Origin of the sequence: Empedobacter sp. GD03861, from assembly GCF_029840885.1 — a bacterium.
GTDB classification, from domain to species: Bacteria; Bacteroidota; Bacteroidia; order Flavobacteriales; family Weeksellaceae; genus Empedobacter; species Empedobacter falsenii_B.
Genome location: NZ_JAOCDJ010000028.1, coordinates 1 through 22,085, shown reverse-complemented (window position 1 = coordinate 22,085; position 22,085 = coordinate 1). Strand labels below are relative to the sequence as shown.

16 protein-coding genes and 1 tRNA gene are annotated in these 22,085 nt (G+C 32.0%); 11 read left to right on the top strand and 6 right to left on the bottom strand.

Features of this window, described 5'->3' with window-relative positions; genetic code table 11:
- Nucleotides 1-208: 208 nt before the first annotated feature.
- The 9 genes from N5D03_RS11455 to N5D03_RS11415 all read left to right on the top strand — a co-directional run bounded on the left by N5D03_RS11455 (nucleotide 209) and on the right by N5D03_RS11415 (nucleotide 11,919).
- Nucleotides 209-1,534 (top strand): tyrosine-type recombinase/integrase, encoded by a 1,326-nt coding sequence (locus N5D03_RS11455; protein WP_280037703.1) that lies wholly within the window; start codon nucleotides 209-211, stop codon nucleotides 1,532-1,534.
- Nucleotides 1,535-1,887: 353 nt separating this feature from the next.
- The gene (locus N5D03_RS11450; RefSeq protein ID WP_280037701.1) at nucleotides 1,888-2,574 is read left to right on the top strand and encodes a hypothetical protein; all 687 of its coding nucleotides are present in this window, start codon (nucleotides 1,888-1,890) and stop codon (nucleotides 2,572-2,574) included.
- 245 nt (nucleotides 2,575-2,819) lie between these two features.
- Nucleotides 2,820-5,900: a type I restriction endonuclease gene (locus N5D03_RS11445; RefSeq protein ID WP_280051726.1), complete on the top strand. Its 3,081-nt coding sequence runs from the start codon at nucleotides 2,820-2,822 to the stop codon at nucleotides 5,898-5,900.
- 1 nt (nucleotide 5,901) lies between these two features.
- Nucleotides 5,902-7,518, top strand: a complete 1,617-nt coding sequence (locus N5D03_RS11440) for a class I SAM-dependent DNA methyltransferase (protein ID WP_280051724.1) — start codon at nucleotides 5,902-5,904, stop codon at nucleotides 7,516-7,518.
- On the top strand, nucleotides 7,511-8,938 hold the full coding sequence (locus N5D03_RS11435) for a restriction endonuclease subunit S (protein WP_280051723.1): 1,428 nt from the start codon (nucleotides 7,511-7,513) through the stop codon (nucleotides 8,936-8,938). The genes N5D03_RS11440 and N5D03_RS11435 overlap by 8 nt, the downstream gene beginning before the upstream one ends.
- Nucleotides 8,925-9,521, top strand: a complete 597-nt coding sequence (locus N5D03_RS11430) for an ImmA/IrrE family metallo-endopeptidase (protein ID WP_280051721.1) — start codon at nucleotides 8,925-8,927, stop codon at nucleotides 9,519-9,521. Before N5D03_RS11435 ends, N5D03_RS11430 begins: the two co-directional genes overlap by 14 nt.
- 15 nt (nucleotides 9,522-9,536) lie before the next feature.
- On the top strand, nucleotides 9,537-10,202 hold the full coding sequence (locus tag N5D03_RS11425; protein WP_280051720.1) for a hypothetical protein: 666 nt from the start codon (nucleotides 9,537-9,539) through the stop codon (nucleotides 10,200-10,202).
- A gap of 188 nt (nucleotides 10,203-10,390) precedes the next feature.
- Nucleotides 10,391-10,696 carry a helix-turn-helix transcriptional regulator gene (locus tag N5D03_RS11420; protein WP_280051719.1) on the top strand — a complete coding sequence of 102 codons (306 nt, stop codon included), beginning with the start codon at nucleotides 10,391-10,393 and terminating at the stop codon, nucleotides 10,694-10,696.
- The gene (locus N5D03_RS11415) at nucleotides 10,693-11,919 is read left to right on the top strand and encodes a type II toxin-antitoxin system HipA family toxin (protein WP_280051718.1); all 1,227 of its coding nucleotides are present in this window, start codon (nucleotides 10,693-10,695) and stop codon (nucleotides 11,917-11,919) included. The genes N5D03_RS11420 and N5D03_RS11415 overlap by 4 nt, the downstream gene beginning before the upstream one ends.
- A 194-nt stretch (nucleotides 11,920-12,113) precedes the next feature.
- Here the strand turns inward: N5D03_RS11415 and N5D03_RS11410 are convergent, their stop codons facing one another.
- From N5D03_RS11410 to N5D03_RS11400, 3 genes are all read right to left on the bottom strand, one after another.
- On the bottom strand, nucleotides 12,114-12,413 hold the full coding sequence (locus tag N5D03_RS11410; RefSeq protein WP_280051716.1) for a hypothetical protein: 300 nt from the start codon (nucleotides 12,411-12,413) through the stop codon (nucleotides 12,114-12,116).
- 164 nt (nucleotides 12,414-12,577) lie between these two features.
- Nucleotides 12,578-12,658: transfer RNA gene (locus tag N5D03_RS11405), tRNA-Leu, on the bottom strand.
- Nucleotides 12,659-12,718: 60 nt separating this feature from the next.
- Complete coding sequence (locus N5D03_RS11400) at nucleotides 12,719-13,501, bottom strand: MBL fold metallo-hydrolase (protein WP_280051714.1); 783 nt, start codon at nucleotides 13,499-13,501, stop codon at nucleotides 12,719-12,721.
- A gap of 42 nt (nucleotides 13,502-13,543) precedes the next feature.
- Between N5D03_RS11400 and N5D03_RS11395 the strand changes: the two genes are divergently transcribed.
- Nucleotides 13,544-14,986, top strand: a complete 1,443-nt coding sequence (locus N5D03_RS11395) for a TonB-dependent receptor (RefSeq protein ID WP_280051713.1) — start codon at nucleotides 13,544-13,546, stop codon at nucleotides 14,984-14,986.
- A 252-nt stretch (nucleotides 14,987-15,238) separates the two neighbouring features.
- Here N5D03_RS11395 and N5D03_RS11390 read toward each other — a convergent pair whose 3' ends face one another.
- The 3 genes from N5D03_RS11390 to scpA form a co-directional block, all read right to left on the bottom strand.
- Nucleotides 15,239-17,980, bottom strand: a complete 2,742-nt coding sequence (locus N5D03_RS11390; RefSeq protein WP_280051712.1) for an outer membrane beta-barrel protein — start codon at nucleotides 17,978-17,980, stop codon at nucleotides 15,239-15,241.
- 59 nt (nucleotides 17,981-18,039) lie between these two features.
- Nucleotides 18,040-18,549, bottom strand: a complete 510-nt coding sequence (locus N5D03_RS11385) for a hypothetical protein (RefSeq protein WP_038334805.1) — start codon at nucleotides 18,547-18,549, stop codon at nucleotides 18,040-18,042.
- A 76-nt stretch (nucleotides 18,550-18,625) separates the two neighbouring features.
- The gene (scpA, locus tag N5D03_RS11380; protein WP_280051711.1) at nucleotides 18,626-20,758 is read right to left on the bottom strand and encodes a methylmalonyl-CoA mutase; all 2,133 of its coding nucleotides are present in this window, start codon (nucleotides 20,756-20,758) and stop codon (nucleotides 18,626-18,628) included.
- Between the two features lie 174 nt (nucleotides 20,759-20,932).
- Between scpA and N5D03_RS11375 the strand changes: the two genes are divergently transcribed.
- Nucleotides 20,933-21,976: a hypothetical protein gene (locus N5D03_RS11375; protein WP_280051710.1), complete on the top strand. Its 1,044-nt coding sequence runs from the start codon at nucleotides 20,933-20,935 to the stop codon at nucleotides 21,974-21,976.
- Nucleotides 21,977-22,085: the final 109 nt, after the last annotated feature.

Sequence of the window (22,085 nt, the reverse complement as noted above, 5' to 3'; positions counted from 1 at the left end):
TGGGAACATTCTTTAAGAAAATTAGAGGTCCTAATTAAAATTTCACTGACAAACGTACTCCTTTATAATCCTTTGTCATAAAGGAATTCTTGATTTGTCATGAATTAATATGAAACAATATGAAAGCTGTTGAAAAGATTATCATGGTAATAAATATGGTAATTTTTTTGATTTCTTACTCTTCAAAATTTAACATAAAAATTTAATTATGATAGTAATTGGAAAATTTAAAGTTCAGGAAGCTAAATCTGGAAGTAAGTTGGTATATAGAATTCGACATGCCAATAATGTTGACATCAAAATAACATTAAATCATATTGTATTAGACCTTAACAAGTGGGATAATTTTAGTCAATCTTTTAGATATAAAAGAACTGAAAAAGATTACAAAAAATCATTAGAAGTAAACAATTCAGTAATTCTATTCTCTCAATTTATTCAGGAGGAAATATACTCTCCAGAAATAAAGAACAACAAGCTTACTTCAAAATGGTTGCGTGAAAAATATTACGATTTTTTTGGTTTTGAGAATCCTAATCAAAATAAAGACAAAATTGATGATGAACCATACTTTATAGACTATTATAACCATTATATCTCCACCAATAAAAAAATTGAAGGACAAGCTAAGAACGGCAAAAATCTTTCGCAAAACACAATTAAGGGATATACAACTATGATTAACTACTGGAGAGCATTCTTGATTCACCAGAATCAAAAAGACTTCAAATTACAAGAAATTGACTCGAAAATTTTTGAAGACTATATCAAATATCAAGAGAGTGAAGCAAAATTAGGAACAAACTCAATAGACACAAACACGAATAAATTTAAAGCAATATTAAATTATGCGAAATCAAAATCTATAAAACTTCATGAAGATTACTTAATTGGTAATTTCAAATTTTCTGGAGTTCAAACAAACGAAATATACCTCAATGATGATGAAATAAACCTTATCTACAATCTTTTTGTTCCTCAAAATAAAAAATATTTAGAGAATGCACGAAGGTGGTTTATAATTCAGCTACATACTGGATTAAGAATCTCAGATCTCTTTGCTTTAACAATTGATAAGTTCAAAAACGGCTTCATAGAAACGAAAACAATCAAAACTCACACTGATGTTGTTATTCCAGTATTTAATCCTGTAAAAGAAATATTATCACTTAATAACGGAAATTTACCAAAAGTAATTAGTGAAGTAAAATACAATAAGTACATCAAAGAAGTCTGTGAACTTGCTGGAATAAATGAACTTGTTTCAGGAAGCAAATTTGTTGTCACAGGTAAAGGAAAAAATAAACGAAAACGAAAAGTTATTGGAAATTATTTTAAATATGAATTAGTGAGCTCACATACCTCGCGCCGTTCCTTGTTTACAAATCTAGCTAAGAAATCAATACCTCTTTCAGATTTAAGCGCAATCAGCGGACATTCTTCTATTAAAACGTTAGAGAATTATATCAGAAGTTCAAAATTTGAAAAAGCTAATTCTGTAAAAGAAAAACTAGAATCATTAAATATTTATTAAAGACAGGTAGGGGGTACCTACGTATCCCCTTATTTCTACCCTCCCTCACTGTATCTTAAAATACACCACCAAGTACTTCCTTAATTTTTTTTATTTTTTTTGTTCCGAAAAAAGATCTTTTTCAATATTTTAACTAGCAAATCCAACTTTATTTTAATGGGACATAAGCATCATTACCTCATCATAATATCATTTACAGAATATTTTTTTTAAAAATATTTCACTGAAAATCAATTTATTATAAATTATTTCTCTTTTTATTTTAATCAAAACTTGACTTTTTATTTTTTGGTTGGTACATATATATAGGCTTTGGGCGCATTATGCCCATATAACAAGTGCTACTATTAATTATGAAAAATTTTAAAAACATAAAATATATAATCGAAAATAAACTCCTTGATCTTGGTTTAAGACAATTAAGAAGAAGAGTAAAAGAATTATTTATTAAGAACGATATTGCTGTTAAGAGGATAATAAATAAAAAAAATTTGGATGAATATTTAATAGATTTAAATTTTCTTGAAAAATTTCAAAGGAAAAGAGCTCCGAAAAAAACAGTATCAAAACCTATTTCTGAAAAAAATAATTCCGAAGTAAAAAGAGAAATACAGAATCCCTACAATACAAACATATCAATTAATATAAAATCTGACGACGTCGCTAAATTTGGTAATTATGATTACGATTACAACGATTTCATCGCCAGAACTATTTTTAAAAAACTTGGCATGGATCTTTATTATGTAATTGAAAAAGAAGAAAAAAATGTCAATCATTTTCATTTACATCTAGGTCTTAAGCGCGGTAATCTATCTATTGGAGAGATTAGAAAAAAGATAGAAGAATTATTATATAATCATTTTTATATTTCAGATGAAATTTTCACCGATTCTTCTGGATGTCAAAGAACAATTATATACGTCGAGGAAATGATTTCTGATTACGCCAACAGAAATTACATAGGTAAAGGCGTAGATAGATTAGGTGGAATAATTCCCACTTTTCTTCCTGTAAAAAAACGCTTAAATGTTACATAACATCTATTCTTTTCTGGTTTTTTAAATTTTATTAAATTTCTTTATATAAATAATTGATTGATAACTATCTCTATTTCTTAAATGAAAATTTAAGCCCACTTATAACAGTCTTACGAGCTGGTTTTCAGTATAGTATTAAGATCTATATATCACGTATTGAAATTTTAAAGTCGAACACTTTTGTGGTATGGTAATTTTCGAGTACTTCTTTTTGGTATATTTACAATTACTATTAAGACTAACGAATGAAATTCAACGAAGATTCACGAGTGAAAATTCCTGCCCTTTTGCACTTGATGCGATTAGGCTATCAATATATACCACAAAACAAACAAGATCGATTAGAAGAGAATAATATATTTCCAGATATTTTCATTCCGAAAATTGCAACGATTAACGAAATTACTGAAGAAGAAGCGAAACGAGTTTTAGATGAAATTAACTTAGAGTTGGATTACGAAGATCTTGGGAAGAAATTCTACGAACGTTTAACTGCAACTTCAGGAATTAAATTAATAGACTTCACAAACTTCAACAACAATGATTTTCATATCACCACAGAGTTAACATACAAAGCTGGTGATGAAGAGTTCCGCCCAGATATTGCGGTTTTAATTAACGGAATGCCTTTGTCTTTTATTGAGGTAAAAAAACCTCATAACAAAGAAGGGGTTATTGCGGAACGAAATAGAATTGAAACACGATTTAAAAATAAACATTTCCGTCGATTTGTAAACATCTCTCAATTGTTGGTATTTTCTAATAATATGGAATATGAAGACGGAATTGTAGAACCTATTTTCGGAGCTTATTATGGCACTACAAACTATGGAAGTGTTTCGTTCAATTACTTTAGAGAAGATTTGGATTATCCAGTTCAACAAAGGTTAATTGCACTCTCTGATGAACAGGAAAATAAAATTCTGAAAGATAACAATCTAAGCGTCATCAAACATAGTCCAGAGTTTATTACCAACAAAGGCGAAAACACACCAACAAACCGAATTCTAACTTCTTTATTTAGCAAAGAACGTTTGGCTTTTATACTTCAATTTTCAATTACGTATGTGGAGGATGAAGATGAAAATACAGGTAAAATATCTTACCAAAAACACATCATGCGTTATCCACAGATTTTTGCTACAAAAGCCATTGTTGCAAAGTTAGAAGCAGGACAAAACAAAGGAATCATTTGGCATACCCAAGGTTCTGGTAAAACAGCGTTGGCGTATTACAATGTAAAACATTTGACGCATTATTTTGCGAAGAAACAAATCATTCCGAAGTTCTATTTTATTGTAGATCGTATCGATTTACTAATTCAGGCTTCGAGTGAATTTGCGAATCGTGGATTAAAGGTAAACACGGTTAATTCTAAATCGGAATTCACCAAAGATTTACAAACTGTTGGAGCTATCCACAATGATAGCGGTGTTCCTGAAATTACGGTGGTTAATATTCAGAAATTTTCGGAAGATGCGACAGTTATTCAAAATTTAGAGTACGACATCAATATTCAACGAGTGTATTTCTTAGATGAAGCGCACCGTTCCTACAATCCGAAAGGTAATTATTTAGCGAATCTGATTAATTCAGATAGAAACGCTATCAAAATTGCTTTAACGGGAACGCCTTTGTTGAAAGAAGTCGCTAAAGATTATGATTCCAAATTATTATTTGGAAATTATATTCATAAGTATTACTACAATATGTCCATCGCCGATGGCTATACGTTGCGTTTGATTCGTGAGCAAATTGAAGGACAGTTTAAGATGCAGATGAAGTCTGTAATGGATGAAATTAAACTCCTAAAAGGCGATATTTCTACCAAAGAGATTTACAAACATCCGAAGTTTGCAGCACCACTTTTAGAGTATATCGCTAATGATTTAATTCAGTTTAAAAAAGTTCAACGTGATCATAGTTTAGGTGGAATGGTGGTTTGTGATTCCGCCGATCAAGCCAAAGAATTGTTCCGTTTGTTTGAAGAAAAATACGGTAAACAAGAAATTGATGCGAGTATTTTGATGGCAGCAGAACCAACGGAAAAATATGGTAATACCGAAACGCCAAAATTGACGGCAGCTTTAATTTTACACGATGAAAACGACAAAACAATACGCAAAGATCTCATCAAAGCTTATAAAAAAGGTCATGTAGATGTGTTATTTGTGTACAATATGTTACTGACAGGTTTTGATGCAAAACGCTTGAAGAAACTATATTTGGCTCGTGTTATTCAGGATCATAACTTATTGCAAACACTTACCAGAGTCAATCGTCCGTACAAAGATTATCGTTACGGATATGTGGTTGATTTTGCTGACATTTCTAAAGCTTTTGATCGTACCAATCGTTTGTATTTTGATGAATTGCAAGATCAATTGGGTGACGAGATGGAAATGTATTCGCATTTGTTCAAATCCGAAGAGGAAATTAAACAAGAAATAGACGAAATAAAGGAAATTCTTTTTAAGTACGATACACAAAATCGTGAGCTTTTCTCGCAACAATTAGCGCAGATTAACGATAAAAAAGAGCTTTTGGAATTAGTAAAAGCTTTACGAACGGCTAAAGAGTTAAAAAACTTGATCGCCTTAAACAACTACGAAGGTTTAGAAACCGCTGCTGATTTTGAATTACTGAATCGATTGTTGATTGAAACCCAGAACCGATTAGACAATTTAAACTATCTGGAAAGCATTGGAAATGAATCTGAAAACAGAAATATTCTGGATACCGCTTTAGAAGATATTATTTTTCAGTTTGTAAAAGTGGACGAAAGCGAATTGGTTTTGGCTGATGAATTCAAAGATGTTTTACGTAAAACAAGGGAATCCTTGCAAACAAATTTTGATCCTTCTGATCCCGAATTTGTATCTTTGCGCGAAGAATTGGAGCGTATCTTCAAAAAGAAAAACCTGAGTGAAGTTTCGCAAGAAGAAATGATTGCCAATAAGCATTTACTCGAAAAAATTTACAACGAAGCAAAAGAGTTAAATCGTAAAAATGCTTTGTTAAAAGTAAAATACGAAAACGACGAAAAGTATGCACGCATCCATAAACGTCTAAGCGAGAAAGGAACACTAAACGCTAAAGAAATACAATTGCACCGAGCATTAATGCAAGTAAAAGAACAGGTTGATAATACCATGAATACACAAGAAGATTTATTGAAAAACGAAGCGTATTTCAACCGATACTTACTGCAATTGGTGGTACAAGAATTTAAAAAGAACGAAAAAATGGATTTGGATTTCGAAACAACTAAAATGATTAATCAGTTGATTTCGAAAGAATACATCCAACAATATCAACAACGATAAAATGACACACGATATAAAATTCATCACACACACCAAAGACTTAATTGATAATCTAAAAAGTGTTTGTGCGAATTATGGATTAGGGAACGACGGAAACGAATTTAAGATCATCACACAAGTATTTTTGTATAAATTCTTGAATGATAAATTTCGTTATGCTGTAAAACAAGAAATGCCAGCTTTGGCAGATGCTGAGAATTTCTCTCAGGCATTACGCGCGTTAAGCGAAGACGATTATCAATTTTTATTAGCAGGATTAGATCCTAATATTCCGCGTTTAGCGCCCGATCATTTGATTTCGCATTTGTTTGCCATACAAAACAGTGATGATTTTGCGAAGACTTTTGATGATACTCTCCGTCAGATTTCCATAGAAAATGCGGATGTATTTTCTGTAAAATCATTCTCTGGAGCAAAAGATACGTTGTTTGATGAATTAACGCAGTTTATCTCAGATTCTTCGCAACGAGATGCGTTTGCAAAAGCCTTAATCAATAAATTGTTTGAGTTTTCTTTTGAGGAAATGTTCGAACAGAAATACGATTTCTTTGCCACAATTTTCGAATATTTAATTAAAGATTATAATACCGATTCAGGTGGGAAATATGCAGAATATTACACACCGCACGCTGTTGCACGTATTATGGCGCAAATTCTTGTGCCAGAACCTGTAAAAGGCGTTAAATGCTATGATCCGAGTGCAGGATCGGGAACGTTATTAATGAGTTTGGCGCATCAAATTGGAGAGAAAAATTGTACCATTTATTCGGAAGATATTTCTCAGAAATCGAGTAATATGTTGCGATTGAATTTGGTATTGAATGATCTAACGCATTCTATCCCGAATATCATCAAAACTAATACGATTGCTCAACCTACTTATTTGGATACAAAATTTGATTATATCGTTTCGAATCCGCCGTTTAAGTTAGATTTTTCAGATTTTAGAGAAGATTTAGAGAAAGACGCTTTTAAGCAACGCTTCTTTGCAGGAATTCCGAATGTGCCGAAAGCGAAGAAAGAATCGATGGCAATTTACTTGCTATTTATTCAACACATCATGTACAGTTTGTCTGATGACGGACAGGCAGCTATTGTTGTGCCAACAGGATTTATCACCGCACAAAGTGGTATTGAGAAAAAAATACGTGAACGATTGATTACCAACGGTTGGCTGCGTGGTGTGGTAAGTATGCCGAGTAATATATTTGCGAGTACGGGTACCAATGTTTCGGTTTTGTTTTTGGATAAAAAAGCCGATAACGAACACATTGTGTTGATGGACGCTTCTAAATTAGGCGAAACCATAAAAGAAGGAAAAAACCAACGCACCGTTTTAACGCCTGAGGAAGAAGCTAAAATTGTTGCAACATTTAACAACAAAGAAGCGGTAGAAGATTTAAGCGTGGTGGTTACGAAAGAAGAAATCATCGCCAAAAATTATTCGTTCTCAGCAGGACAATACTTTGAGGTAAAGATTGAATATGTGGACATCACACCCGAAGAGTTCCAACAAAAAATGAACGATTTCGAAACGCGTTTAGCTACTTTATTTGCAGAAGGAAACGCCTTAGACCAAGAAATTCAGAAACAATTAAAAAGATTGAAGTATGATTAAGGTTAAGATAAAGGATATAGTTGATATATTTAATGGTTCTACACCATCTACTTCTGTATCAGAAAATTTCGATGGTCATATTTCTTGGATTACTCCTAAGGATATTTCTGATCAAAAGACCAAATATATTAATAGAGGTGAAAGAAATATAACAGAAAAAGGACTAAATTCAATTGGAGGTAATTTATTACCCAAAGGTACAATCCTATTTTCAAGTCGAGCTCCTATTGGACTAATGAGTATTTGCACAAAAGAGACTGCTACAAATCAAGGTTTTAAAAACATGGTTTGTAAAAAGGATAAAATTGATAATGAATATTTATTTTATTTGTTAAAAACACAAATTTCTAAAATCCAAGAATTAGGTACAGGCACAACATTTAAAGAAGTCTCTAAATCTACTATAGAAAGTTTTGAAATATATATAGAAGAAAATGTACCAACCCAACAAAAAATAGCATCTGTACTTTCAGCCTTAGACGATAAAATCGAAGTAAACAACAAAATCAATGCAGAGTTAGAAGCGATGGCAAAAACACTGTACGATTATTGGTTTGTACAGTTTGATTTCCCTAACGAAGATAACAAACCTTACAAATCTTCAGGCGGAAAAATGGTTTTAAACGAAACTTTGAAAAGAGAAATCCCTGAAGGTTGGGAGGTGAAGAGGTTGGAGGATATTGTTGAAGTAAAAGATGGAACACACGATTCACCAAAATATATAACTGAAAATGGTTATCCATTAGTAACTTCTAAAAATTTAAAAAAATCAGGTATCGATTTTAGTGAAACAAATAAGATTACTAAAATTGATTTTGATTTGATTAATCAAAGAAGTAAAGTTGATACAGGTGACATCCTTTTTTCAATGATTGGTAATATTGGTACTATATACAAAGTAGAGGAAGAAATAGTAAATTTTGCAATTAAAAATGTTGCTCTTTTCAAGACTTCTACAAAACAAAGTTTCAAGAATTATCTATATCAATATTTACATGAATATGATATGCAAAGATATATACCAAATGTTATTTCGGGCAGTATTCAAAAATTTATTGCTTTAGGATCACTAAGAAATAGCCCAATATTATATCACGAACCAACAATTAAAAAATATACTGAACTAAGTTCTTCAATATATTATAGAATTACACTTACCCAAAAACAAAACCAAGAACTCGTACAATTACGCGATTGGTTGTTACCCATGTTAATGAATGGGCAAGTGACGGTTGGTGATGTAGCCGATGAATTTTTGGGAATGGTGGCGGAACCTTCAGTTGATTATAAGATAAAAGATGATATTAAAGAAAATCGTTTTGCATTATGGTTGTCTAATCAAAAGCTTGCAGCACGTGGAGATATAGACGAAGTAGTATTGAGAGAAATTTTCGATGCAATGGATGATGAAGATCAATAATGAGATAGAACATATCGCTAATAATGTTTTGACAAAGCATGTCAAACGAGGTGGTGTTTTTAAAGTTTTCAACGAAATTATGATCGCAGAAGACATCAAGTTACGCGAGATTCCTTCTGTTTCTACTGATTTTGTGGGAGCACTCACTAAAGGAAATAATAACCAAGTGTATATCATGATTAATAAAAATATTGATAATCATGGACGAAAGAATTTTACAATAGCTCACGAATTGGGGCATTATTTTTTACAACATCAATTGCATCAAAATTCAGTTTTCTGTAATAGCAATGATATTGTAGAAGAAGGACACCAACAAAATCCAATAGAACGGGAAGCTAATTATTTCGCAAGCTGTTTGCTAATGCCAGAAGAGAAAATAAAACCTGCTTTTGTGGCAATCTTAGCGAATGCAAGTAGATATAAAATCCAAGATTTCCTTTTGGTGAAAAATGATTTCACTTTTGGTATATGGGTAGGAATACGGAATCAATTAACCAAACGTTACGGAGTTTCAGAAGCTGCTTTACGTTATCGCTTACAGCAATTGAAATTAGCAAGGTTTGAGTTCTCCAAGTTCTAATACAAAAAACAATAAATGATATATTACAACCAACTTAGTTACTGCTTACAATCTAATGAAGATAACATCATCATTACATTGTTGGTTGATGGAAATCCTTTGTACGATTCTATTACATGTAAACATGCTGAGGTCAATTTTGAGAACGAAGAGCAAGCTCGCGAATTCATGGAAGATTCTTACTATTTTAGAGTTCACCCACAAGATCCAACAAGTGAAGAAACACTATTTTATTACAATTTCCCTGAAAACTTAATGCCTGTAGATCCAAAACATCCGATGATTGGTTTACATTCTGAGCAAACTTTTGAATTACTTGTAGCTCCATTTTTAGCCACCAACGAATTGAATTTATCTGACGAAAAAATAATTGAATTAAGACAGGATATTTCAAGATTAGAGAGGAACGAGAACTTGATCTGTCTTTCTCATTGTTGCGGATATATAGACTGCTCTAATGTACACATGAAAATTGAGAGAAACCAGATAGAAAAAACAGTTAGTTTTTGTAGTTTCAAAGCTTCTTCGGATTACGAATTTCATTCAGACGTTTGCTACACTTTTGAAGAATCTCAGTATCTTGATTGTTTACAAAAATTGAAAAAACTCAACGACAATCTTAAAACCTATCAAGATTATTCGGAGTTTGAAAGCAAACGATTTTATGATAGTTTGGAGTAATACTAGTTATGCTTTTTTCGCAATTAATATATTAAGAAAGTCAACTAATAAATTGACTTTTAGCTTATTTTGTCAATACATAAGCTTACTTTACCATTATAAATTTGCAAAAATCTCATTATAATTCCTTATATTTGTAATACCATAATGTTATTTAACCACTAATAACATTCATAAATACCCTTATTATGTTATTTATATCACTTTCGAAAGTACAAGAAAAATTGATTCAAAACATTCGTGAAAGGAGATTACAAATGAATCTTACCCAAGAAGGTTTAGCAGAAAGATCTGGTGTGCCATTATCTACGCTTCGTAAGTTTGAACAAAAAGGAATGATTTCATTAGATTCTTTTCTAAAAATTTTGTCTGTTGTTGGAGGATTAGAAGAAATGGTTGAGGTTTTAAAACCAAACAAACACGAATTCAAATCCATTGATGAGGTAATAAAATCAAGCGAAGTTCAACCCAAAAAAAGAGGAAGTAGAAAATGACAACAGCAATAAAAGATTTAAAAGTAGGTTTAAATTTCGGTTCTGAAACATTGCCTGTTGGTCGATTAGCAATCCGAAACAATATTATCTATTTTCAGTATGATGATAATTTTTTAGAACATAATTTAGAAATATCACCACTAAAACTTCCATTGATGCGTGGGGTAATCGAGCTTCCTCCAAATCCTTTTGAAGGCTTAGCAGGGGTTTTCAATGACAGTTTACCCGACGGATGGGGAAGATTACTTTTTGACCGTAAACTTCGTTCAGAAGGAATTCTATCATCGGATATTTCACCGTTAGATCGTTTGGCTAATGTCGGTTTTCACGGTTTGGGAGCATTGGTTTATGAACCAGACCAAAGCCAAGAAACCAACCAAGAAACAATAGATTTAGATACATTAGCAACTCAAACAGAAGAAGTTTTAGAAGGTAATTCCGAAGACATGATTTCTGAACTTTTAGCATTGAATGGTTCTTCTGCTGGTGCTAGACCAAAAGCATTGATAGGTTTAGATTCCGAAAGAAAAAAGATCTCTCATGGTGCAAATAATCTAAGTGATGATTATGAACATTGGATTGTTAAGTTCCCTAACTCACAAGACGGAAAAGATTCTGGTGCGATAGAATACGTTTACGCATTAATGGCTAAAGATGCAGGAATAGAGATGCCTGAAGTTCATTTGTTTTCATCACAAAAGGGAAATGGTTATTTTGCGATAAAAAGATTTGATAGAGATAAAAATAAACGACTTCACATGCATACTGTTAGTGGATTGGTTCATAGTAATTTTAGATTACCATCTCATGATTATGAAGACTTACTATCATTAACAACTGTTTTAACTAAAGATATCCGAGAGGTTGAAAAGATGTTCCGTTTAGCAGTTTTCAACGTGCTAGCACATAACAGGGACGATCACGCTAAGAATTTCACTTACCTGATGAATTCTCTTGGAGAATGGAAATTATCTCCAGCTTATGATCTTACTTTTTCTAACGGCCCTGGTGGTGAACAAAGCACAATGGTTATGGGAGAAGGGCGAAACATTACTGTTAGCCATCTTGTAAACTTAGGGTTGAGTGCTAAACTACCAAAATCTTTCATAGAAGAAGTTATTCAACAAACAAAATCTGCACTTAACCAATGGACAGATTTATCTAGATTGTATGGAATATCTACAACGAATGTTGAATTAATCAATAGTGTTATTAAAAGCTAACAGAGGATATATATACCAGCTAATATTAAATAATCAGAATACAACACATAAACAAAAAGCAGGTTCAAAAAACCTGCTTAATTTTTTATAAATCTTTTATAGAGTGACAAGAGAAAAACTTGGAGGATGTAAAGATATATGCTGTGAGAAATCTTAGAACTTCGATAACAGATTTCTGTTCGGATCATAATTTATTATTTATTGTCTAATAATTTATAAGCCTCTTCCTTGGAACAATATAAACGACCACCAACCATATTAAAAATCAACTTCTTTTTTTTATTCCAATTATACATCGTTCTCTCTGTATGTTTGAAAAAAATAGAAGCTTCTTTTACACTAAAATGATTGTCTGAAACATCTATAATTTTTTTTCCAATATCATCAACAACTCCATCGAAACCATTGTTAACAACACCCAAAACTCTCTTGATGGCTTCTTCTGCCACCAAATTTGCAAATTTCTCAAGCTCGCTAGCTTGAATTAAATACATATTCTTCACTATTATAAAGATTTAAATTATATCTTTACATTAGTTTCATATTATTTCATGATACTTGGAAAAAGAATGAACTTACATATTAACATCTTGCCCCCGTTTTTGCCCCCTAACAAAAAACAAATCCCTTAAGTACAATTACTTAAGGGATTTTTCAGTACTCGGAGTGGGAATCGAACCCACACTCCAAAGGAACACGAGTTTGAGTCGTGCGCGTCTACCAATTCCGCCATCCGAGCCTTTATGGACTGCAAATATAATGTTAGTTTATTTATTTTTCCAACTATTTTTTAAACTTTTTACATAATTATTTCTAACATATCGTAAGCCAAATGTTTACCTTTTGGTAATTTTTCCTCTACTTCATCATGAAATCCCAAATGATGCGAAATATGTGTAAAATAAGTCTGTTTTGCACCTATCAAATCCGAGTATCGTATTGCTTCATCTAATAATATATGCGAAAAATGTTCTTGTTCTACTCGCAACGCACTAATGATTAAAACTTCTACTCCACGTAATTTCTCAAGCGATTCTGTCGGAATCGTTTTTACATCTGTCAAATAAGCAATTTTATCATCAATCAAATAACCCAAAATAGGCAAAGGTCCATGCAAAACTTGTATTGGTTCAATCGTAAATCCAGCAACCAAAAATTTTTCATCTTCCACAACATTCTCTATAACCGTTGGCACTCCAGGATATTTATGTTCAGCAAACATATATGGAAATCGATTATGTAATTCATCCAACACTCTCTTCAAACCATAGACATTCATATCTTCTCCAGATTTAAAAACCAACGGACGAATATCATCCAATCCTAAAACATGATCATTATGTTCGTGTGTATACAGAATTCCGTCCAATCTTTGCGCATTATAACGCAACATTTGCTGTCTAAAATCTGGTCCACTATCTATCGTAACAACCTTTCCATCCTTTTCTAACAACAAAGAAGAACGCAAACGTTTATCTTTTTGATTTGTTGACAAACACACTGGATGATCGCTACCAATAATCGGAATTCCTTGCGAAGTCCCAGTTCCTAAAAAATGTATTCTTATATTTGATTTAGCCATAATGATTTGGTAAATTTACCACAAACTATTTGAAATTAAAATATGGCATTAGAACAAGTTCTTACTCCTAAACAAAAAGCTTTAGAGATCAATTTGAATCCGAAAATATACGGTTCTTTTGCAGAAATTGGAGCAGGTCAAGAGACCGTTCGTTTTTTTTATCGCGCAGGTGCTGCTTCGGGTACTGTTGCAAAAGCGATGAGTGCTTATGACAAAGAAATGTCCGATTCGATATATGGTGTAGAAGAAAATCGTCGTTATGTGACACAAGCTCGCCTTAAAAAGATGCTGGATCATGAGATGGAATTGATGAAAGAGCGTCTAATACACGATCACTACAAAGAAAAAGCATTTTTTACGTACGCAAATACAGTGACAACAATTGATTATTCGAAGAAAAATGAAGGTCAAGGTTGGATTGGTTTACGTTTCAAATTGAATGCAGAAGAAGAAAAAGCAAACGAGATTATTTTTCACGTCAAATTCAAAGAAAATACGGCTCAATTGCAACAAGAAACTTTAGGTGTTTTGGGTGTTAATTTGATTTATGGTGCTTATTATTACTACGATAATCCTCGAAAATTAATCAAATCTTTATACGATACGTTGGATAAAGATCAGTTAGAAATTGACATGATTAACTTTCGTGGACCACAATTCAAATATGTTGATAATCGTTTAATGTCTCTTCAGTTGGTTAAAAACGGAATGACGGATGTTGCGGTTTTCAATCCACAAGGAAAAAATATTTTACCTGCCGATTTATTATACAAGAAAAATATCTTCGCTGTTCGTGGTTCTTTCCGTCCTTTTATGAATGTAAATATGGATATGTTCAAAGGTGGTTTAGAAATTTTCAAACAAGAAGATGATGTTAGAACAGATAATACCGAAATTTTATTTGAGATTACGCTTTCTAACTTGATTGCTTCTGGTTTTGAAGGCGAATTGAATGAACGAGATTTTTTAGATCGCGCTGATATTATTGGTAGTTTAGGTTACAATGTTATCATTTCTAACTTTTCTGAATATTATAAATTAGTTGATTATTTCTCGAAATTTACTCGAAATCAAACCAAAGTTGGTTTAGCGATGGGTGTTAATAATTTGGTCGAAATTTTCAATGAGCAATATTATGCCGATTTACCTGGCGGAATTATGGAAGCTTTCGGAAAATTATTCAAGAAAAATGTAAAAGTTTATTTGTATCCATATTTAGACAAAGAAAAAGATATTTTGTTGACGTCGAAAAATCTACAAGTAAGTGATAGCGTGCACGAATTGTACAAATATTTCTTGTATAACGGAAGAATTCAAGATATTTTGAATTACAACAGAAGTTATTTAGATTCTTATTCGCGTCGAATTTTAGAAAAAATTGCAAATGCTGAGCAAGATTGGGAAAATGAATGTCCAGAAGGTGTTGCAGACATGATCAAAGATCGTGGAATGTTTGGCTATAAATTGAAATATATTTTAGAATAAATTATTCGTAATATCAATCTGAATTCGTTTCATTCTCATCATAAACAATATGTGATGTTGAAATAAATTCAACATGACAAACCAAAACCAACGAAAGGAAGAGTAATTTCGATATCAGAATTTGATAAAACTGAGAATGAATATTATCAAAAAATACAAGAAAATATCAACAAAAAAACAGGAGTTGATAAAGATGATTAACAAAAAAACGGCTCAATTTTGAGCCGTTTTTTTGTTATTTTACTACTGCATTTACATTCTTCGCATTCCACCGCTTTCTCTTGGTCGGTCTCCATCTTCACCTTTTGTAGATTTTCCACCAAACTGATTTAAGTTGAATGTTAACGAGAACATCACAAAACGAGTCAGAATATTATTGCGTTGATCGATTGTTGATTCTGCTGTAATTGTACGCGTATAACTGTTATTTTGATTCAATAAATCGTAAACTTTAACACCAGCTTCCAATTTATCATCGAAGAAACGATACATCAAACTTGTATTCCACAAAAAGAAATCACGCTTGAAACCTGCTGCCATTCTCGAGTTATAATTGTAACTGAAATCATTTGTCCAAGTCAAATTTTTAGGAAAAGTAGAAATAGTTTTAATTCCGAAATTGTGCGTAATATTATTTTGATTATCAATTGAGTAATTGACATATTTAGAATTTGTAAAGTTCAAACGATAAGAAGGTGAAATTGTCAAATAATCACCATAATCCCAATTTAATCTCAATGTAGGTGATAAAGTTGTATTATATTGCTCGTATTTTACCGCATCTCTAAAGCCTTGCGTTAAAGCATAACTCGCCGACATTCCTACATTTACCCTAAATTTATTGATACCTTTTTGATATTGTTTATTAAAGAAAAAGTTACCATTTAGACGATAATTTCCTTTTACATTTTCGTATGTTGTTGTTCGTTTATAAATCGAATAATCCATTTCGGTGTAATTAACAATATTTGATTCGTTGTACGTATAACCTAAGTTAGCATTAAATCCTTGACGCGTTTTACGATCAAAATTGCTAAACATCAAATTGATTCGATGTGCTTTATTGGGATCAAGATCTGGATTACCTTTGAAAACATCTAACGGATCAGTTTCGTCTAAAATTGGTAAAACTTGTGATGTCGAAGCCAAACTTGTCTGATAATTATACATTAAGGAAAGTGAGTTGTTTCCGTTTTGATAACGAATATTTCCCGAAATATCTGGTAAAGTTTTGTTTTGAGTTGAGCTGTAATCATCTGCTTTAAACGTTCCAAAATTTTGTTGATTGTAGATGTTTGCACCAAAACGAACTGTTGCCGAAATTTTATTTTTGTTCAATAATAATTGAGCATACGGATTAAATTCATTCAATTTGGTTGAATAAAAACGCGTCAAATCATTGTTCAAATTGTCATATTCTCCCGTTACATCATTATAATTCCACGTTCTATTATTGGTTTCAGAATCAGTTAAATTATAAGCAGAACCAACGGCGATTTTCAAAGAATCTGTAATTGGATACGTATATTTTACATCAAAATTGTATTGATTATTTTTCGAAATATTTTTCTCATTGATGTTTCTATAAATATCCGCAATAGAATCATTTGTATATAAAGTTGTCGAATTGAAGAACGAATTTCGATCTGTTTTACCAATCGAAATACTTGAATTAAAGTCTAAATAAGATTTATTTTTGAATTTCTGATTAAGTGATAATAATGTATTAAATGTATTCGAATTTGATTTTCCATTCGATGTTTGATTCATTTGATTTCTCAAATCACCCAAATCTGAATATGTTTTAATATCCGAAATCGATGAATTTGTAGATGATGAATTACTAAACGATGGATAAAAATAAATTTTTGTATTGTTTTTCGTCCATTCTAAATTTGTTCCAAAATTATGACCATACGTTTCACTTTTAGTTTTAGAATTCGCATCAGAAGTATAAATATTTTTTGGAGCAAAATTTTCGATGTGTTTATATTGATCATTTTTTGAAAACGAATGATTCAAACGATAATCAGCTCCAATTTTCAAATTATCATTTAATTGATCGCTATAATTCAATCCAATCGAAGTATTTGTCGTTACACCATCAGAACCTCTTCTTCCCATTCCACCACGACCACGCGAACCTTCACCGCTTGTCATTCCAGAAGCTGCAATATCCGTCGAAGACCCAATCAAACTAATTTTCTTTTTACCTTTAAAATAGTTCGCCATCAAATTGCCTTCGTAATGATTATCCGTTCCATAACCCGCTGTTGCTTTCAGCATATAACCTTTCTTTTTATCTTCTTTCAAGGTAATATTTAGCGAAGATTTATCCGATTTAGAACGTTCCCCAGAGAATTTTTCATTTTTCGTTTTATAATCCGAAACCTGAATTTTTTTGATAATATCTGCAGGTAAATTTTCTAACGCAACTTTTCCATCCGTTCCAAAAAATGGTTCACCATCAATCAAAATCTCATTAACATCTTTTCCATTTACCGTAATATTTCCGCTGTCATCCATCTCAAAACCTGGTAATTCTCTCAACAAAGCTTCCAAATTTGCATTCGGTTTTACTTTGTAAGAATCAGCATTATACTCGATTGTATCTTGTTTTACAACAATAGGTTCCACATTTGTTACCACAACCTCATCTAAATCATAAATCATCGGATTAATGATAATTGTTCCAAGATCAATATTGTTTTTGATGGATTCGAAACTTTGTTTGAAAACGCCTTCTAAAGGATCATCAATGATTAAATAAACAGGTTTATCTTGTAGATTAACTTCAATTTTGAACGTACCATCATCATTTGTAGATGTAGTAGAAATTTGTGCAGAATCGGCTTTGTTGCCTAAAATAACTTCAGAATCAGTTAAAGGAAAATTAAGCACATCCGTTACTTTTCCTGTAATTGTGACTTTTTCTTGTGCAAAAGAAAAAATTGTAATCAAACTAAAAAGAAATGATAGAATATATTTTGTCATGAGATGAATTGGTTTCTTCATCTGTTAGACATCAAATTTTGAGCAAAGTTTAATTTTGATTAAAGTTTTTTCCAACTTTTATCCGAAATTTTATTTAGATCAATTTCAGAAGTTGTTATAAAAAGTGGTGTAATTTCTACAATTCGCTTTACCTGAGTTGTTTTTAGGTTAGATTCAGGACAAAATGTTTCGATTAAAACAATTTTTTCTGAATCAGAAGAATTGGATTTATAAAGCGTTTTTTGAATTTTTTTATCAATTTTCCAATTTGTACAACTTCCAATACTATAATATTCGAAGGTTAGAAGTGGAAGAAATCCGAAGATAATTCCAAAGATAAATTTCATCACATTCATAAAACTCCATCCGTCTTTCTTTTTGATAGAAAGTAGAAAAAGTACATAAATACTAACTGCCGCAGCAAATGTTAAAAGCTTTGGAAATAGTTTCGCAAAATCATGATTCGCGAATTCTAAACTGATAAAATCTCCAATCAGAAAGTATCCAATAAACCATATAATAAAAATTGTACAGATGATTAAGATAATATTTCGAAGAGTTTTATTCATTTCGCTTTAAGGTTTGTGTGGTATAAATATAAAAATATTCCTGTCAATAGACAGGAATACTCATACTAAAATAGATTTATTTATAAGATTTCAATAAATTCTCTAAAATTTCGCAGGCACATTCCGCCAAGTTTGTCCCTGGACCAAAGATTGCATCTGCACCATTTTGATAAAGATAATCATAATCTTGACGCGGAATAACACCTCCGACTACGATATAAACATCGTCTCTACCTAATTCTTTCAATTGTTTTACAACTTCCGGAACCAACGTTTTGTGTCCTGCAGCCAAAGAAGAAATTCCTAAAATATGAACATCATTCTCTACAGCTTGTTTCGCAACTTCTGCTGGCGTCTGGAACAATGGAGAAATATCCACATCAAATCCCATATCCGCAAAAGAGGTTGCAACGACTTTTGCACCACGATCGTGACCGTCTTGTCCCATTTTTGCTACCATAATACGAGGGCGACGTCCGTCTTCTTCTGCAAACTCGTCAGCTAAATTACGAGCTTCCTCAAATTTATTCATTTTACCTGCTTCCATAGCATAAACTCCTTGAATTCCTCTTGTAATTGCTTTATGACGTCCAAAAACAGCTTCTAATGCATCAGAAATTTCACCTAACGTAACACGACGACGAGCCGCTTCGATAGATAATTCTAATAAATTTCCTTCGCCTGTTTCAGCAGCTTTTGTTAATTGCGCTAAAATATCTTGAACAGCTTCGCTATTACGCTCGGCCTTAATTTGATTTAATCGATCAATTTGTTTTTGACGAACTGCTGTGTTGTCAACTTCTAAAATTTCGAACTCTTGTTGTTCTAATTTCGAGCGATAAGCATTAACACCAACAATCGCAACTTCACCAGAATCAATTTTGGCTTGTTTTTTTGCAGCAGCTTCTTCAATACGCATTTTTGGAATTCCAGCTTCTATGGCTTGCGTCATTCCACCTAATTCACGAACTTCTTGAATATATTCCCAGGCTTGATTTGCCATTTCATTTGTCAAAGATTCAATCATAAAACTTCCTCCAAAAGGATCAGCTGTTCTACAAATTTGAGTTTCTTCTTGTAAAATGATTTGTGTATTACGTGCAATACGCGCCGAGAAATCTGTTGGTAAAGCAATTGCTTCGTCCAATGCATTGGTATGCAAAGATTGTGTTCCACCTAATGCAGCAGCTAAGGCTTCGATTGCTGTACGACCAATATTGTTATAAGGTTCTTGCTCTGTTAAACTCCAACCAGAAGTCTGACAGTGTGTTCTCAACATTAATGATTTTTTATTTTGAGGCTCAAATTCTTGCATCAATTTTGCCCATAACATACGAGCAGCTCTCATTTTTGCAATTTCTTGAGGAAAATTCATTCCAATCGCCCAGAAAAATGATAAACGAGGAGCGAAGTCATCAACTTTCAATCCTGCTTCCAAACCAGTTTTTACATATTCGTAACCATCTGCAAGCGTATAAGCCATTTCCAAAACAGGTGTAGCTCCAGCTTCTTGCATGTGATAACCCGAAATAGAAATCGAATTGAAACGAGGTATTTTTTGAGAAGTATATTCGAAAATATCTGCAATAATTTTCATTGAAGGAGTTGGCGGATAAATGTATGTATTACGCACCATGAACTCTTTCAAAATATCATTCTGAATTGTACCAGAAAGTTGATCTTGCGAAACACCTTGCTCTTCTGCAGCTACAATGTAAAAAGCTAAAATAGGAAGAACAGCTCCGTTCATTGTCATCGAAACCGAAATTTTATCCAATGGAATTTCATTGAACAAAATCTTCATATCTTCTACAGAATCTATCGCAACGCCAGCTTTACCTACATCTCCTACAACACGTTCATGATCTGAGTCGTAACCGCGGTGAGTAGCCAAATCAAAGGCAACAGAAAGCCCTTTCTGACCAGCAGCTAAATTTCTTTTATAAAAAGCATTCGATTCTTCAGCAGTAGAAAAACCTGCATATTGGCGAATTGTCCAAGGCTGACGAACATACATTGTTGTATAAGGACCACGCAAATATGGTGCAACTCCGGGTAGAAAGTTAATCTGTTTCAGATTTTTTACATCATCGTAATTGTAATCACTTTTGACTTGTAAACTATCTAATTCAAATGACTCTATATGTGATGGATTAGAATTTAGATTTCGTTTAAATCTTAAATTCGAAAAATCTGTTTTGTGATTCATCTTGCTAAGATAAATAATTATCCATTAAATTTTATAAAATTACCAATTTTTGAAACTGCTTTTTTCAACTTTTTGTCAACAAAAGTTGAAAAAACATTTTAATCGAGTTTTTTGGTAAAATTATTGATTGAATTTGATTATCAATAAATTAAAAACGCACAAAAAATAATTATTATGAAATTAGATTTTAGCAAGAGAACGATTCCAGAGATTCTGAGTGAATTTCAGGATAAAAATACCTTTCAATGGCAAAATGATATTTTTGATTTGATGAAAAAGATCGATTCAAAAGAAGAAAAAGTTAATTTCCATTATTCGAGAGAAGATAATGTTTATATATCAAATTTTGATCCTCGATTTGTGAATGAAACATTTCATTCGTTAAATAATTTTTTAGGATTGAAAAAAGGAGATTCTACACTTTTAAGTTCATCGGTTTTAGAAAATGAAGGAGAAATTTCATTGGTTCAGGCTATAGCAGGAGGTTTTGATTTGTATTGTTATGAAGATTCGGATAAAGTGAAGATTCCATTAACGGACGAAAGTCAAGACGTAATAGGATACGCATTAAATTATGCTTATTTGACAAAGAAACAGATTGAAAATTCTTTTGAAGATTTAGCAAGAATCGAAAAAATTGCTGTCGAAAGTGATGATTTGTCAGATGATTTGAAAAGTAAATTGAATGATCAAACGAAAACAACTTTTTATCAAGTTTTTACCGCGAATGGGCTTCCAATTGCAGTAAAAAAAATAGATGAAACAGATTATACAGTTTTAGATAAAATAGAACTTTCGGAAGATGAAAAAGGTAATTTAGTCTTGAATTCGCCTTACGAAAAAGAATCACTAAATTTATATAGACAGGCTATTGTTTCGGATGATCAGAAAAAGTTTAGATGGATTTCTAGAAATGAGTGTAAGTTGAATGGGAAAGATGTGGTGAATTTAGAATTGATCGAAGAGAAATTAAAACCATATATCGATTATAATTTTATTGTGATTGCTTTTCCGAAAAAAGGATCTACAGAAGATGTAATTTCTTTGGTAATAGAAAGTCGATTTGCAGAACACGTTGATATACCAAAAAGTGAATTAGAATCTTATGAAGTTCCGCAACAAACATTTTTTATAGGAGATTTCCCGAAAAGTAATGATAAAGCTGCTATACGTGCAGAGTTAATTAGATTGTTGAAAGAATCCAACAAAAATAATTAATTAAAAAAGGGATACGACATCGTCGTATCCCTTTTTTAGACACTGTACCAAAAACTGTGTAAGTATAAAATTCTGCTTGGGTTAAAATCGAGCAGAATTTTTTTTATAC

Excerpts from the sequence above, each read along its gene's own strand:
- N5D03_RS11455 (WP_280037703.1), top strand. The coding sequence starts at position 209 with ATGATAGTAATTGGAAAATTTAAAGTTCAGGAAGCTAAATCTGGAAGT.
- N5D03_RS11450 (WP_280037701.1), top strand. The coding sequence starts at position 1,888 with ATGAAAAATTTTAAAAACATAAAATATATAATCGAAAATAAACTCCTT.
- N5D03_RS11445 (WP_280051726.1), top strand. The coding sequence starts at position 2,820 with ATGAAATTCAACGAAGATTCACGAGTGAAAATTCCTGCCCTTTTGCAC.
- N5D03_RS11440 (WP_280051724.1), top strand. The coding sequence starts at position 5,902 with ATGACACACGATATAAAATTCATCACACACACCAAAGACTTAATTGAT.
- N5D03_RS11435 (WP_280051723.1), top strand. The coding sequence starts at position 7,511 with ATGATTAAGGTTAAGATAAAGGATATAGTTGATATATTTAATGGTTCT.
- N5D03_RS11430 (WP_280051721.1), top strand. The coding sequence starts at position 8,925 with ATGAAGATCAATAATGAGATAGAACATATCGCTAATAATGTTTTGACA.
- N5D03_RS11425 (WP_280051720.1), top strand. The coding sequence starts at position 9,537 with ATGATATATTACAACCAACTTAGTTACTGCTTACAATCTAATGAAGAT.
- N5D03_RS11420 (WP_280051719.1), top strand. The coding sequence starts at position 10,391 with ATGTTATTTATATCACTTTCGAAAGTACAAGAAAAATTGATTCAAAAC.
- N5D03_RS11415 (WP_280051718.1), top strand. The coding sequence starts at position 10,693 with ATGACAACAGCAATAAAAGATTTAAAAGTAGGTTTAAATTTCGGTTCT.
- N5D03_RS11410 (WP_280051716.1), bottom strand. The coding sequence starts at position 12,413 with ATGTATTTAATTCAAGCTAGCGAGCTTGAGAAATTTGCAAATTTGGTG.
- N5D03_RS11400 (WP_280051714.1), bottom strand. The coding sequence starts at position 13,501 with ATGGCTAAATCAAATATAAGAATACATTTTTTAGGAACTGGGACTTCG.
- N5D03_RS11395 (WP_280051713.1), top strand. The coding sequence starts at position 13,544 with ATGGCATTAGAACAAGTTCTTACTCCTAAACAAAAAGCTTTAGAGATC.
- N5D03_RS11390 (WP_280051712.1), bottom strand. The coding sequence starts at position 17,980 with ATGACAAAATATATTCTATCATTTCTTTTTAGTTTGATTACAATTTTT.
- N5D03_RS11385 (WP_038334805.1), bottom strand. The coding sequence starts at position 18,549 with ATGAATAAAACTCTTCGAAATATTATCTTAATCATCTGTACAATTTTT.
- scpA (WP_280051711.1), bottom strand. The coding sequence starts at position 20,758 with ATGAATCACAAAACAGATTTTTCGAATTTAAGATTTAAACGAAATCTA.
- N5D03_RS11375 (WP_280051710.1), top strand. The coding sequence starts at position 20,933 with ATGAAATTAGATTTTAGCAAGAGAACGATTCCAGAGATTCTGAGTGAA.